Annotated in this window: 9 protein-coding genes; all 9 read right to left on the reverse strand. The window is 59.7% G+C overall.

From position 1 onward, the window contains the following. Positions 1–174 precede the first annotated feature (174 nt). Positions 175–3,747, reverse strand: a complete 3,573-nt coding sequence (locus ACYZTS_RS25445; RefSeq protein WP_461992931.1) for a glycosyltransferase — start codon at positions 3,745–3,747, stop codon at positions 175–177. A gap of 96 nt (positions 3,748–3,843) precedes the next feature. Beyond that, on the reverse strand, positions 3,844–5,409 hold the full coding sequence (locus ACYZTS_RS25450) for a flagellar hook-associated protein 3 (RefSeq protein WP_461992933.1): 1,566 nt from the start codon (positions 5,407–5,409) through the stop codon (positions 3,844–3,846). A gap of 13 nt (positions 5,410–5,422) precedes the next feature. Continuing rightward, positions 5,423–7,483 (reverse strand): flagellar hook-associated protein FlgK, encoded by a 2,061-nt coding sequence (gene flgK, locus ACYZTS_RS25455; RefSeq protein ID WP_461992935.1) that lies wholly within the window; start codon positions 7,481–7,483, stop codon positions 5,423–5,425. A 23-nt stretch (positions 7,484–7,506) separates the two neighbouring features. After that, positions 7,507–8,796 carry a flagellar assembly peptidoglycan hydrolase FlgJ gene (gene flgJ, locus ACYZTS_RS25460; protein WP_461992937.1) on the reverse strand — a complete coding sequence of 430 codons (1,290 nt, stop codon included), beginning with the start codon at positions 8,794–8,796 and terminating at the stop codon, positions 7,507–7,509. 11 nt (positions 8,797–8,807) lie between these two features. After that, positions 8,808–9,881: a flagellar basal body P-ring protein FlgI gene (locus tag ACYZTS_RS25465; protein WP_461996548.1), complete on the reverse strand. Its 1,074-nt coding sequence runs from the start codon at positions 9,879–9,881 to the stop codon at positions 8,808–8,810. Positions 9,882–9,923: 42 nt separating this feature from the next. Then, a complete protein-coding gene (gene flgH, locus ACYZTS_RS25470; RefSeq protein ID WP_028621831.1) occupies positions 9,924–10,619 on the reverse strand; it encodes a flagellar basal body L-ring protein FlgH in 696 nt (231 codons plus the stop codon). A gap of 50 nt (positions 10,620–10,669) precedes the next feature. Beyond that, positions 10,670–11,455 carry a flagellar basal-body rod protein FlgG gene (gene flgG / locus ACYZTS_RS25475; protein WP_028621830.1) on the reverse strand — a complete coding sequence of 262 codons (786 nt, stop codon included), beginning with the start codon at positions 11,453–11,455 and terminating at the stop codon, positions 10,670–10,672. Positions 11,456–11,503: 48 nt separating this feature from the next. Further along, positions 11,504–12,241 (reverse strand): flagellar basal body rod protein FlgF, encoded by a 738-nt coding sequence (locus ACYZTS_RS25480; protein ID WP_028621829.1) that lies wholly within the window; start codon positions 12,239–12,241, stop codon positions 11,504–11,506. Between the two features lie 367 nt (positions 12,242–12,608). Next, a complete protein-coding gene (locus ACYZTS_RS25485; protein WP_461992940.1) occupies positions 12,609–14,168 on the reverse strand; it encodes a sigma-54-dependent transcriptional regulator in 1,560 nt (519 codons plus the stop codon). Positions 14,169–14,403 lie beyond the last annotated feature (235 nt).

Here is a 14,403-nt window from a genome sequence, read left to right on the forward strand (position 1 = left end):
CCGTCAGATCCACATCATTTTTCCTGCGCCATGGCCCTCCACACCTTTTGAGTGAAGGTTTTATGGCGATATGCGGGTGACTTGCAGGAAGCACGCCAATTGCCAAGCAAAAAAAAGTCCGGAGGCATGCGCGTCCGGACGATGTATGGCTTCAGCGATGTTGGGGAACGGTCATCAGTCGGGCAACCAGCCCCATAACCAGTGGTTCAGGTTGTCGCCGCGCAGCATGAAATCCCGTTGAACCGCATCACGCAGTTCGTCGCCCATGCGATAACTGGCGTCCGGATCCGCCAGGTGCATGCGTATCGCTTGCAGCCACTCGTCCGTGCTGTTGCTCAAGACACGGGTGCAGGGCAAGTGGCCCCGATAGGCCTCGGTGTCGGTGCAGATGACCGGGTATCCGCAAGCGCCATATTCCAGAAGGCGCAGGTTGCTTTTACAGTCGTTGAAGATGTGAAATTCCAACGGCGCCAGTGCCAGGTCGAGGTTGAGGCTGGCCAGTTTGAACGGGTAGCTCTGCAAACTGATGGTGGAGTGAAACTCGTGGACATACGAACGCAACCCTTCAGGGCACATGCCGAAAAACACCCACTCCACTTCATCGGCCAATTCGCGCACGACGTCGGCGATGATTTCCAGGTCGCCTGTATGGCTCGTGCCGCCCCCCCAACCGACTCGAGGTTTACGCGAAGTGCGACGCTGGCTGGTCAGAGTTGCCCACGGGTCCGGCGCAAGCATGTTGGGGACTACGCGAATCTCGCTGTGCATGCTCGACAACGCATCGGCCAATGGCTGGGTCGTGACCACCACCCGATCACACAGGCTGATGCCTTCACGCAGCATTTGCTCGATGTTGAGAGGTTTGTTGCGGGCATGGGTATTTTTCTTCGGAGCACTGACGATGTAGTCGTCGAGTTCGAATACACGCAGCGCGCTGGAGTATTTTTTCATGCGCAGAATGTCGCTGGCAGCACCTTCGCTGTAACGGCCCTGCAAAATGATGGTATCGGGAGACAGACGCTCGATCTCGATCGTAGACGGCGATTCATAGGCTACTCGCGCGATTACCCTGCCGGCCGCTTCAAGCTCGGCCAGCGGTCCGGTCACCCGGTAGTGGCCGACCGCACTGCTGTTGACCGGCAACCCCAAAATCAACGGCACTGCGCGATTACGCAAAGGGTTCCAGTTATCGCGCAGCGACGGCTCCAGGCTAAAGCTCGAAACACCGAGGCTCAGGGCCGGGTTGTATGCGGGATCCCTCGCGATTTGGGGCAACCATTTGCGATAGAAAAGCTCATGCTCTCGCTCTTGCCGCGCCAGTGCCGATGGCACCATCGGCGCAACCTCCTGAGCCACCCATACCACACTCGCGTAAGGCGTCCAGACCACCAGGTACCCGTTCGCGCTGGCTCGCAAGCCTAAATCGACGTCACTCAGGCCTTGGGTGAATGTCGCTTCATCGAAGTGTTCAAGCTCATCAAATACGTCCTTGCGCACCATCAGGCAGTGACCACTGACGGCGCTCCAGTTTTGTGTCACGTGCAGGCGCTGCATGTAGCCACGCGCGCCTGCAGCCTCGCCATAAAACGGTGAGCCCACCGGCCCCGCGAGTCCCAGAATCAACCCGGCGCTGACGATCTTGCCTTCAGGGCTGAGGATGCGCGCACCGACCACGCCCACTTCTGGCCGCTGGGCATGATTGAGCAGCTCATCGAGCCAGTCTGCGTCACATATCACGGTCTGCGGGCTAAGCAGCAGCACATACTCGCCAAAGGCCAGGCTCGCCGCGAAGTTACGAATAGCGGCATCGTTGGCAGGACCGGCATAACGCAACACGCGCAACATTTTCGCCCCCAACTGCGTCATGGCGTCCAGCCAGTCGAGCATCGCCGGGTTATTGGTACCACTGTCGACAATCAGAATTTCGTATTCAGAGTATGCCGTGCGTTCGATCAAGCCTTCGATGCAACGCTGCAACGCATGCAGCGACTCGCCGGTCTGAACGATGATCGACACCAACGGACGCGTGAAACGGTGGTAGTCGATGCGATTGATCAGCGGCAAGGCCTCCTGCCGGATCGTATGCGGCACACCAATGCGGTCCAGGTGCGCACTCACCATGCCGGCATTATTTTCAATCAAGTCGGACTGCGACAACCAGTCTGCAAAGGCGAGGCGAGACTCCACCTGGATTTCGGCAATATGCTCGATGGTTTGCGGCCCGGCCTCTTCGACCATCCGCCACATCAGGTCATGCGGCGCCAGCTCACCGTGTGCGCTATCGAAACCGCCCAGCGCCATGAACCGTTGGCGCTCGAAGGCCAGGGTGCGGCCGACATAGGGGTAGGCGCGCATGAGGTCGAGGTTGAAATCGGGTTTGAACACCGGGTCGACCGATTCACCCTCGACCAACGCACCTTCGTCGCTGTAGACGCAACGGATAGCGGTCGAATGAGCGATGCGTTCGGCAAGAATAAGCAATGCCGATTCACGCACTACGTCACCGGCCTGCAGCAGGTAAAACCAGTGCGCACCTTCCAGTTGCGGGACCAGCGCATTGAGCTGCTGCGCCCAGTCTGACTGAAAAGGCAACTGCACGACGCGCTCGTGCGCTGCACACGCAGCCTCGGATAACACCAGAACGGCCTGAGGGGCGTACAGCTGGGCAGCGATGCTTTGCAGTGTCGCATTGAGTGCGGCACTGTCAGAGGCACTGTCGATGATGATCGGCACGATCTGCGGACGGTAAGGCCAACTCGCGATACGCTGCGGCATGCAGCGCTGTTCAACCTCTGAAAAACACCGTATCGACAGCCATTCGCGATAGAAATCGGCATAACTGTGGCTGTCGGCCCCCACGCGTCCACTCACCACCGTGTTGCGATTGCCGAGGACGCGGACGACACATAGCTCTTCCCAGGCATGGGGTTGGCCATTGATTTTATCGAGGTCGATATAGCGCACCCAGCCGGATGCAGGTGCCGATTCGCCACTGCGCACCGCAAGCATTTGCGAGAGCCAACTCCACTCCACCGTTGCTGCTTTGCGCATTTCCGGAGTGCTGCTCAAACGTTGCGGATACAGGCGTTCGGTGCTCAAGACAGTGTTGAGCGTCACCAGGTTCCCGCGACGCATCAGGCAGACAAACAAAGCGAAATCCAGCATGGCGACGAAGCCGGCACCTTCTTGAATCAATGCCGGCAGCAACATCAGTACGTCGTCCCGGCGCATCATTGTAGAACTGAAGTTACCGAGAAAATTTTTCGGCGTGCCTTCGAAAATTGCCAACATGTCGTCGCCCTTGAGCAGGGCGTCGTTCGGCGAAAACCGGCAATTGTCGACTCGTGGCGGCAGGATGAAGTTACCGGCATCGCCAAACATCCGCAGAGCAAATACCACGCTGACGTCGGCATGGTCGATCAGCACTTGTGCCTGCAAGGCCACGCTGGGTGCAAACAGGCGATCGTCGTCACAGAGCACTTTGATGAATTCGCCGCGGGCTTGTTCCACACAGCGCAAGACATTCTGCTGCAAGCCCAGGTGCTGCGGATTGCGCAGGTAACGAACCGGGTGATGTGGCTCTTTGAACGTCTCGACAATGGCGCGAACTTCGTCACCGTGCGAATCATCACACACGACAATTTCAACCTGTTCGTAGGTCTGCGCGAGCGCACTTTCCAATGCCTGACTGAAGAAGCGTGGATTGAAAGCGGGGATGACAATGCTGACAAGAGGACGTTGATTCACGGCAGAAAAACTCTCGAGCGGTGGGCCTCTACCCGTTCAGGTGGAGGCCCCGGAACCGCTTAAAAAAAGACGGCTGACAGCTCGGCAGATACAGGTTCAAATCTTGTTGAACAGACCCAGCTGAGCAATTTTGCTGAACGCCAATTGCGAGGCTTGCAACATGGTCTGCTGCAAGGTGAGGCGGGTCAGCACTTCAGCCGGATCCGAATCACGAATGCCCGACTGAGTCTGGGTGTTGGCCAGCTTGAGGCTCTGGTTGGTGTCCAACTGAGTATCCAGCGCCGCACCCCGACCACCCACAGAACTCAAAGCACTGGACAGTTGATCGGTACCGCTGGCCAGGTTGCCAATGCCTGCGGCCAATGACGCCTGAAGCTTTTGCGCGGCGATCGGATCACCGTTGGTTGGCGTGCTCAAAGCGGTTTTCAACTGATTGACGGTGTCGAGGATATTCTGGGTCTCGTGAGTATTCACCGCGACGCTGAACTGATCGTCGGCGCCCGGCGTTCCGTTGAGGGTAAAACTCACGCCCGACGCAGTGGCGACGTTGCCGCCCAGGGTGCCGGTCGACACAGGTGTGCTGTCGGCAGTCAGGGGAGCGGCGTACAGTTCAAAATCGGTGGCGCTGGTGAACTTCAGGATTGCGGAACCGCTAGGGAAACTCGCGTGATAATCAGCCGGGTTCGTGATGCTGGTCGCCGTCACCTGCGTCGCTGACGGGTTACCGGGCGCACGGGTGGACGTGAACGAATCCGACTTGGCCGCCAGGGTAAAAGTATGACCTGGCAACACGGTCCCCGGGGCCTCACCGGCAGCCAGGTTGATATTCAACGTGAGCTCGACACCGCGGAAGGTGACCGCTTGGCCCGCCTTGCTGGCAGGATCGAATGCACCACCCTGGCTGGCTTCTGCAGTCACATCATTACCGGCCGAATCAGTAATTTTGAGCTGGGTGCCGCTGACGAAGTCTACGGTGTAGGGCTCGCCGCTGCGGAACTTGCTGTTATAGGAAACGTTTGAAGAGACCTGCCCATCGGAAAGGGTGATACGGCCATCATCCACTGCAGGAGCCGTAAGACTGACCTCGCTGCGGCTGGTATTGATTGCCTGTTGAAACGCGTCCCAACCAGTGCTGTTGGTGGCCATCGACATCGTATCGCCGATTGGCAGATCAAGAGTCACCTGATCGCCGTTATAGCTATAGGTGCCATCGCTGTTGCGCGAGAACGGCACGGTGTCGCCCTTTGAGCCGGCAAAAATGTACTTACCGTTTTCGTCCTTGCTGTTCATCAGGCTCAGGAGCTGCTCTTCGATCTGCCCAAGCTCTAACGCGTTGGCCTGGCGGTCTTCGTCGGTGTAGCCGGCGTTACCCGCACCCACGGCCAATTCCTTGGCGCGTTGCAGCACGTTGTTGATGCTGGTCATCACCGATTCGGAGGTGCCCAGGGTTGCCTTGATCGTGGTAGCGTTGGTTTCGTACTGATCCAGCATCGAAGCCTGCTGCCCCAACTGCAACAGACGAGACGCGCCGACCGGATCATCGGCCGCCGTGTTGACACGAACCAGGCTGCTGGCCTCTTCACTGCTCTTGACGATGTTGGCGAAATTCTTCTGATAGTTCGCAGCCGTGGACTCGTAAAACTGGGCGGTAGAAATGCGCATGGACTACGACTCCTTAAAGACTGTTGATCAGTGTGCTGAAAATGGCTTGCGCGGCTTTGATGATCTGCGACGACGCCGTGTAGTACTGCTGGTATTTGACCAGGTTGCCGGTTTCCTCATCGAGGTCGACACCCGATACCGAATCGCGTGCACCCTTGGCGTTGGCCAGGATTGCGCCGGTCGCAGCCGTATCGAGCTTGCCTTGCGCCGCTTTGGAACCGACACCTTCGACCAGTTTGCCGTAGGCATCGGTCAGGGAAATACCTTTGCTGGCGGAGCCTGTGTCTACGGTCTGCGCGGTCTGCAGACCGGCCAATGCAGTGCCGTTACGGTTGTCCAGCGTGCCCGGCTGGCTCAGTGAAACGTTGATCGCGGTGCCCTTGCCCGGAGAGCCGGCAACGGTCATGTCGAAGCTCACGGTGTACTGCGCGGCCGGCGGCGCAGGCATTGGCGCACCCGAGGCGTCCTTGAGCGGAATATTCAGGCTCAGGGTGTTGTTCTGGCCAGGTTTGATGCTGCCGCTGCTGATGACGCCGCCTTTGGCATCCAGAAACTGGTAAGTCTGGCTGGTGCCGTCAGCGGAGACATCGCCAAAGACGATTTTGGTCGGCGTGGAGTTTTTCAGGCCGGTCTGCATCGCCGTGGTGATGGCCACGTCGTCGATGTCGAATTTGGTGGTCAGGGTCGGCTGACCACTGGCCGGAATCGACAACGTGCCGCTGCCGCCGGCCGCAATGGCGGCGCCCAGCGGGGCGGCGATGGCCAGACGCTTGGAGTCGGTCATCTCGGTCTTGATGGTGGACGCAGCGTTGCGCGTCGGGGTGATCTTGAACGTGTCACCGGCCGCAGCGGTACCGCCGGCCAGCTTCAGGGAGAACCCGTCGATCACCGGTGCCGGCGTGGTCGCGGTGCTGTAAGAACCTACCGCCGTGTTGCCCGGCAGACGCTGCACGGTGTAGTCGGTTGCACTGGTAAACGTGACCTTGTAATCATTGAGGGTCAGCTTGCCGGTGTCCTCGATGCTGACCTCGAAATTGCCCGAACCGACGCTGTTGCCGATGGTGGCAACGCTGCGCTGCGCCATCTGTGCGGCGCTGTTGATGCCGCTGAACAGGGTCGAACCAAAGTCACCGTTCTTGTCGATGCCCTGGGCCTGGATCGTGTTCATCTGGTCGGCGACGACCAGCGCCACCCGACCCAGTTCGTTCATGGCCGGGTCGAGCACGGTGCTGCGATAACGCAACAGACCGCCAATCTCGCCGCCAGTCATGATCGAGGTGATGTCGACGCTGCTGGCACCGCGATTGAGCTGCAACGCGAGGCGACCCGGGTCGTCCTTGCTCGGCACGGTTTCCAGTTTATTGACGGTGTTGCCCATGACCAGCGGCTGACCGCTGCCCAGATAAATGTCGAGGCTGCCTTCACGCTCAACGACCTGCGCACCGGTGAAGGTCGACAGCTGGCGTACGGTTTCATTACGCGCATCGAGCAGATCGTTCGGCGTGCCGCCGGCCCCGGAGACTTCGGAAATCTTCTGGTTCAGTTGCGCAATGGTCGTGGCGAGCTTGTTGACCTGATCGGCCATGCTCGTCAGGTTGCCGTTGATGTTGGCATTCTGCTCGTTCAACTGCGAAGAGACCGAGTTGAAGCGATTGCTCAAGGCCTGCGCGTCGCTCAGCAGCAACTGGCGGGACGCGTCGTCACCCGGTTTGGCGTTGACGTTCTGCACCGAGGCAAAAAATTTGGTCAGGGCGCCGTTCAGGCCGGTGCCGCTGTCGGACAGCAGTTTGTCCAGCGGCGTGACCTGGTTCAGGTAGGCAGCCGAATCGCTGTTCAACGAAGTCGTGGTCTGCAGCTGCGCATCGAGGTAGCTGTTGTACACCCGACGCACATCGGCCAGGGTCGTGCCGCTGCCGATGAAGACGTTGCCATACTGCTGCGAGGCTTTGGTGCCTTGCACTGTTTGCTGGCGTGAGTACCCGGCGGTGTCGACGTTGGCAATGTTATTGCCGGTTGTCATCAATGCGGATTGGCCAGCGGCCAGACCCGACATCCCGATATTGAGCAAACTCATGGTTCAGACCTTATGCCTAGTGCCTATAGAGGCGTGGTTGAAGCGCCCGCTGCAGCGTAGTTTTGGTAACTCGTCATCTGCTTGGCTATCTGCGAAATCTTGTTCGCGTAGTTTGGGTCGGTTGCGTAACCGGCCTTTTGCAACTCGCGTACAAACTGTTCTGGGTTATCGGCCGACTTCAGCACATCTTGATAGCGATCATTGCTTTGCAGCAGCGTTACCAGGTCATGAAAACTGTCCTTGTAAGAGTCGTAGGAACGGAACTGCGCCGTCTCCTTGACCATCGCGCCATTCCTGAATTCGCTGGTGATGGCGCGCGCCGAATCACCCTTCCAGTTGCTGCTGGCCTTGATGCCGAACAGGTTGTGGCTGCTGCTGCCATCCTGGGCGCGCATGACCGATTTGCCCCAACCGGTTTCCAGCGCAGCCTGGGCCACCAGATAACGCGGATCGACGCCAATGCGCTCGGCCGCTTCCTTGGCCATCGGCAGCATGGTGTTGACGAATTCATCCGAGGAAGTGAACGCTTTCTTTGCCGGCGCCAGCGGAATTTGCGCAATAGCTCGCCCGTGAATCTGCAGGCCGGGATTCGCTGCCGCTTGCGCGTTCGCCAGCCAGTCGCCGTTGTACAACGCGCCCGTGCCGGTCGCTGCTGCGGTGCGTTCCGGCAGCGCAACCTTGTCGACGGTCGCAGCGTTCACCGTGGCCGAAGGCACCAGACCGGCGAGCAAGCGATCGGCCAGTTTCGGCGGCAAGGCCAGACGACGCTGATTGATCAATTCCATGTCATTGCGATGGCCGCCCTCGCCCGCCGCTTGCGGTGCGTTGACGGCACGCGAAGCCCACAGCGGACGCTGGCCATTGATGCGCGACAACGGGCCATCGGTGGCGACTGTGCCGGCAGCGATCGGCGTATGGGCTGCCGCTTTCGCCGCTTCCTGCTTGGCCGCGGACAGCGTTGCCGCTTCGCCCGGTGCCAGCGGTTTGTTCTTCGACATCTGACGCATCAGCACGTCTGCCAGACCAATGCCGCCGCCTTCGCGGGACATCGAAACGGCCAGCTGCTGGTCGTACATTTCCTGGTACTGCTTGGCCGCCTCGGTATTGAGCGGATTGTCCTGGCCCAGTGTGTCGGTGGCCGAACGCATGGACTTGAGCATCTCGCCAATAAACAGCGACTCGAATTCCTGCGCCACCTTGCGCATGTTGCCGTCGCTGTTCTTGTCGCCGACCTTCAGCTGGTTCAAGCGATTGAGGTCCGAGTAGGAACCCGAATCGTTGCCGCTGACGCCCATACCCTTGCGCATATCCATGGTCGTCGTCCTCAGATCACGATCAGGTCGGCTTGCAACGCACCGGCCTGTTTCAACGCTTCGAGAATCGCCATCAAGTCACCTGGCGCTGCGCCGACCTGGTTCACCGCTCGCACGATTTCATCGAGGGTGGTGCCGGGGCCGAACTTGAACATCGGCTTGGCTTCCTGTTCCGCGTTGACGCGCGAGCGTGGCACCACCGCCGTCTGGCCATTTGACAGAGGCCCCGGCTGGCTGACGATCGGGTCTTCGGTGATGGTCACGGTGAGGCTGCCGTGAGTGACGGCGGCCGGCGATACCTTGACGTTCTGGCCGATCACGATGGTGCCGGTGCGCGAGTTGATAATGACTTTCGCCACCGCCTGACCCGGGTCGACTTCAAGGTTTTCGAGGATCGACAGGTAGTCGACACGCTGGCTCGGATCAAGCGGTGCGCTAACACGGATCGATCCGCCGTCGATGGCCTGGGCCACGCCTGGGCCGAGCAATTCGTTGATCTTGTCGACGATGCGTTTGGCAGTGGTGAAATCGGAGCGGTTGAGGTTCAGCGTCAGGCTGTTGCCCTGGTTGAAACCGCTCGGCACTGCCCGTTCCACCGAAGCGCCGCCGGGAATGCGACCGGCCGATGGCACGTTTACAGTGATCTTCGAACCATCGCGGCCTTCGGCATCAAACCCGCCAACGACCAGGTTGCCTTGAGCAATCGCGTAAACGTTGCCGTCGATACCCTTGAGTGGCGTCAGCAGCAAGGTGCCGCCGCGCAGGCTCTTGGAGTTACCGATCGACGCAACAGTGATATCGACCTGCTGACCTGGCTTGGCGAACGCCGGTAAATCGGCACTGATCGACACGGCGGCGACGTTCTTCAACTGCACGTTGCCCGAGCCCGCCGGCACTTTGATGCCGAACTGCGAGAGCATGTTGTTGAACGTCTGCAGCGTGAATGGCGTCTGCGTCGTCTGGTCACCCGTACCGTTGAGCCCGACCACCAGGCCGTAACCGATCAATTGGTTGGACCGCACGCCGGAAATACTGGCGATGTCCTTCAACCGCTCGGCTTGAGCGTTGAAGGCTGCGCAGAGCATCAGGGCAGCGACGGTGAGACTTCTGAAATTCAACGTAGCCACCTAGAAAGGGAACAGCGGGCTGAGGAAGAAACGGTCGAACCAGCCAGGCTGACTCGCATCGGCAAAGGCACCGGTGCCCGAGTAGGTGATACGTGCATCGGCAACGCGGGTCGACGACACGGTGTTGTCGGTAGCAATGTCATCTGCACGCACCAGACCGGCAATCCGCACCAGCTCATCGCCGGTGTTGAGGGTCAGCCACTTCTCGCCGCGCACGGCGATGATGCCGTTGGGCAATACATCGGCAACAGTCACGGTGATCGAACCGGTCAGGCTGTTGCTCTGGCCGGACTTGCTGTCGCCGTTGCTGGAGCGGTCGGCGCCGTAGCCAGCGTTCAGGCTCAGGTCGCCGCCACCGATTGGGTTATTGGTGGTGAGGCTGGAGCCGAACAACGACGTGAGGCCGACACTGGTGTCGCTGCTTTTATCGATTTGCGAGTTGGCATTCTTGCTCGCCTGCGTGCGCTCGTTCAGGGTGATGGTGATGATGTCACCGACCCGGAATGCCTTGCGGTCGCTGTACAGGTTCTGTTCGAAACCGGCCTGATAGATCGAGCCATTATTGGCCGCAGCCGGCAGCGGCGTGCGCGGCAACACCGGGGCGTAGTAAGGGTCATTCGGCTTGGGCGGCGGCGCGACGCAGCCCGCCAGCGCGGTGATCCCACTCAGTGCCAGAACAGATACAAAGCGATTCATGACCCTACCTCACGGTGTTGCTGGCGACCGCATGGCCGCCCAAGACTTGATTACAGATTCTGCGTTACGAACGAGAGCATCTGGTCGGCGGTGGAGATCACCTTGGAGTTCATCTCGTAGGCGCGCTGAGTGGTGATCATGTTGACCATCTCTTCAACGGTGCTGACGTTGGACGTTTCCAGGGTGTTCTGCAGCGTGGTACCGAAACCGGCGAGGCCCGGCGTGCCGACTTGCGGCGCGCCACTGGCGGCGGTTTCCAGGAACAGGTTGTTGCCCACGGCTTGCAGACCGGCCGGGTTGATGAAGTCGGCGGTTTGCAGGTTGCCGATCACCTGAGCAGCGGGGTTGCCGGCGACGGTGACCGAAACGGTGCCGTCCTTGCCGACGGTGAAGGTCTGCGCGTCGTTGGGAATGACAATCGCCGGTTCCAGCGCGAAGCCGCTGGAGTTGACGATCTGACCGTTCGAGTCGAGGTGGAAGGTACCGTCACGGGTGTAGGACGTGGTGCCGTCCGGCTGCAGAATCTGGAAGAAACCGCGACCGTCGATGGCCATGTCCAACGGCTGCTCGGTAGTTTGCAGGCTACCGGCGTTGAAGTTTTTCTGCGTGCCGACAATGCGCACACCGGTACCCACTTGCAGACCAGACGGCAATTCGCTGTCCTGGGTCGACTGAGCGCCTGGCTGGCGTTTGATCTGGTACAGCAAGTCCTGAAACTCGGCGCGGTCACGTTTGAACCCCGTGGTCGACACGTTGGCCAGGTTGTTGGAAATGGTGGTCAGGTTAGTGTCCTGGGCGGACAGACCTGTTTTGGCAACCCACAGAGCCGGAAGCATTCGATTCTCCTCGTGCGCCTGTTTAACGGCGCGACGTTGTGATGATTATTAGAGTTGCAAGACCCGAGCCATGGCCTGGTCGTCTTCTTTGGCGGTATTCATCATCTTGATGTGCAGTTCGAACTGCTTCGCCAGCGCCAGCACCGAGGTCATTTCTTCCACGGCATTGACGTTGCTCGATTCGAGAAATCCGGACACCAGTTTGACGTTGGCATCGGCTTGCGCCGGCTGGCCGTCCTTGGTGTGGATCGAGCCATCGAGGCCCTTGGTCATGTTCTTGAAATCCGGATTGACCAGTTTGATCCGGTCGACTTCCGCCATCACGCGCGGACCTTCGCCCATCGCACGGATGCTGACGGTACCGTCTTCACCGATTTCGATCTGCTGCTCGGGCGGCACGGAAATCGGCCCACCGTTGCCCATCACCGGCATGCCGTTGCCGGCGCGCAATACGCCGAGCGCATCGATGTTCAGGCTGCCGGTGCGCACGTAGCTTTCGCCACCATCCGGGTTTTGCACAGCGAGCCAGCCATTGCCCTGCACGGCGACATCGAGTTCACGTCCGGTTTGCACCAGCGCACCTGGAGAGAAGTCAGTGCCCGGCCGTTCCGACAGCGCAAACGCACGCGCCGGAAAGCTGTCGCCAAACACCGGCATCGAACGCGCCTGCTCCAGGTCTTTCTGGAAACCGTTGGTAGAGATGTTCGCGAGGTTGTTCGCGTGAGCCTTCTGCGCCAGTGCATTCTGGCTGGCGCCGGTCATTGCCACATAAAGGTACTTGTCCACACTCATTCCTCTGCATGCCGGACGTTTGCCGCCCACTGCTGTACTGCTGAGCCTTAAGCAATTTGCAGACCAACTTTTTTCTGGCAGCGCGAGGCCCGGCAAACGCTGGGCCTGAGGGGATCAGAGGAGTTTTGATAATTGTGCCGAAGACGAAAAACCGGCGCTGTTATGCCGCTTACGGCAAGCGCCGACCGCTTGCAGCCAACACAGAATCCCTGTGGCGAGGGGGCTTGCCCCCGTTCGGTCGAGAAGCGGCCGCAAAACCGGCCGATGCGTTACTTGGCAGTATTCGCTTGCTGCATATCGGGCTGCTTCGCAAGCCGACGGGGGCAAGCCCCCTCGCCACAAAAGCCCCACCGCCGCAGGGTCAGGTGTTGTCCTTGCCCACTGCATACTCACGCAATTTATTGGCAATAGTCGTATGCGAAACGCCCAAGCGCTTGCCCAGTTGCCGGCTACTGGGATGCTCGGCATACAAACTCTCCAGCACGGCTTTTTCAAAGCGCCCGACTATCGCGTCCAACCCGCCCTCCAGCGAAAAATCGCCAAGCGGCTGACGCACGCCGTAATCCGGCAGTCGGATATGTTCTGCCTTGACCGTACCGCCGTCGCACAGGGAAACCGCCTGGAACAGCACATTTTCCAGCTGCCGAACGTTGCCCGGCCAATGGTAATGACTGAGCCGCTCCATCGCCGCCGGCGCCAGTTTCGGCAGTGGGCAACCGATCTGCCGACTGGCCTGATCGAGGAAGTGATCGACCAACGGCGTCAGACCATCGAGGCATTCGCGCAACGGCGGGATGTGCAACGACAGCACATTGAGGCGGTGATACAAATCCTGACGAAATTCTCCGCGGGCGCACAGTTCGGACAGGTCGACCTGCGTCGCGCAGATAACTCGTACATCCAGATAGACCTCTTCATCACTGCCTACACGGCGAAAGCATCCATCCTGCAGAAATCGCAGCAATTTCACCTGCAAGCGTGGGCTCATTTCGCCGACGCCGTCGAGAAACAGCGTACCGCCCGCCGTCAGTTCCAGCAGGCCGAGCTTGCCTTCGGCACGGGCGCCTTCGAATGCGCCGGGGCCATAGCCGAACAGCTCGGTCTCGGCCATTGATTCCGGCAGCCCCGCGCAGTTGAGTGCCATCAGTGGCGACTGCCCGCGCGGACTGGCCAAGTGACAGGCGCGCGCCAGCAGTTCCTTGCCGGTGCCGGTTTCGCCTTCTATCAATAACGGCGCATCCAGTGGCGCCATGCGCCGGGCCTCGCGCACCACCGCCGCCATCACCTTCGAGCTTTGAAAAATGCTGTCGAAACCCCGCAGCTCCTGCTTGCGCACATTGTAGATTCGTTCCCCGACCCGATCGGCGCGGTGCAGGGTCAGCACCGCACCGGCCATGGCTTCGCTGTCGTCATGCTCGGATTGCAGCGGTGCGATATCAGCGAGAAACACGTCACCGTTGACCTTCACCCGCATGCCATTGATCCGCGATTTGTTGGCGCGCACCAGTTCCGGCAAGTCAAAATCCTCGGCATAGCGCGACAACGGAATCCCCGGCACCTCATCCACACGCACGCCGAGCAATTGCGCCGCCGCGCGGTTGGCCGCCACGATGGAACCGCCCATGTCGATCGACAACACCGGGAACTCCAGAGCACCGAGCAAGGCGTTCAGCTCCATATGCCGACGTTCGCTGGGCATCAGCCCTACCCGCTTGACGCCAAATACCCCACCAATCGATTCGAACTTCGGACGCAGCGCCTGGAACTGAATGTTGATCAGGTTGGGACAATGCAGGTAGATCGCATTGCCATGCTCACCGCCCACCTCACCGCGAGCGACGTTGATGCCGTACTCGACCAGCAGGTTGAGAATGTCGCGCAGGATGCCGATGCGGTTCTGGCAATGAACTTTGATACGCATATAAAACGCCTGAAAAGCGGGAAATAAGTATTGCCACACGCAAAACATGTGGGAGCGGGCTTGCTCGCGAAAGCGGCGACGCATTCAAAATTGATGGTTCAGACAGACCGCTTTCGCGAGCAAGCCCGCTATCACAGTATTTTTGCGAAAGGCCGAATTTCTCTGTCAAGATTATGTGACACGCGCGGACCTTTTCAAACCTGAATATCTCAACAACTGCGCCATCAGACTCGAA

The sequence above is a fragment of the Pseudomonas sp. TMB3-21 genome, from assembly GCF_054898145.1.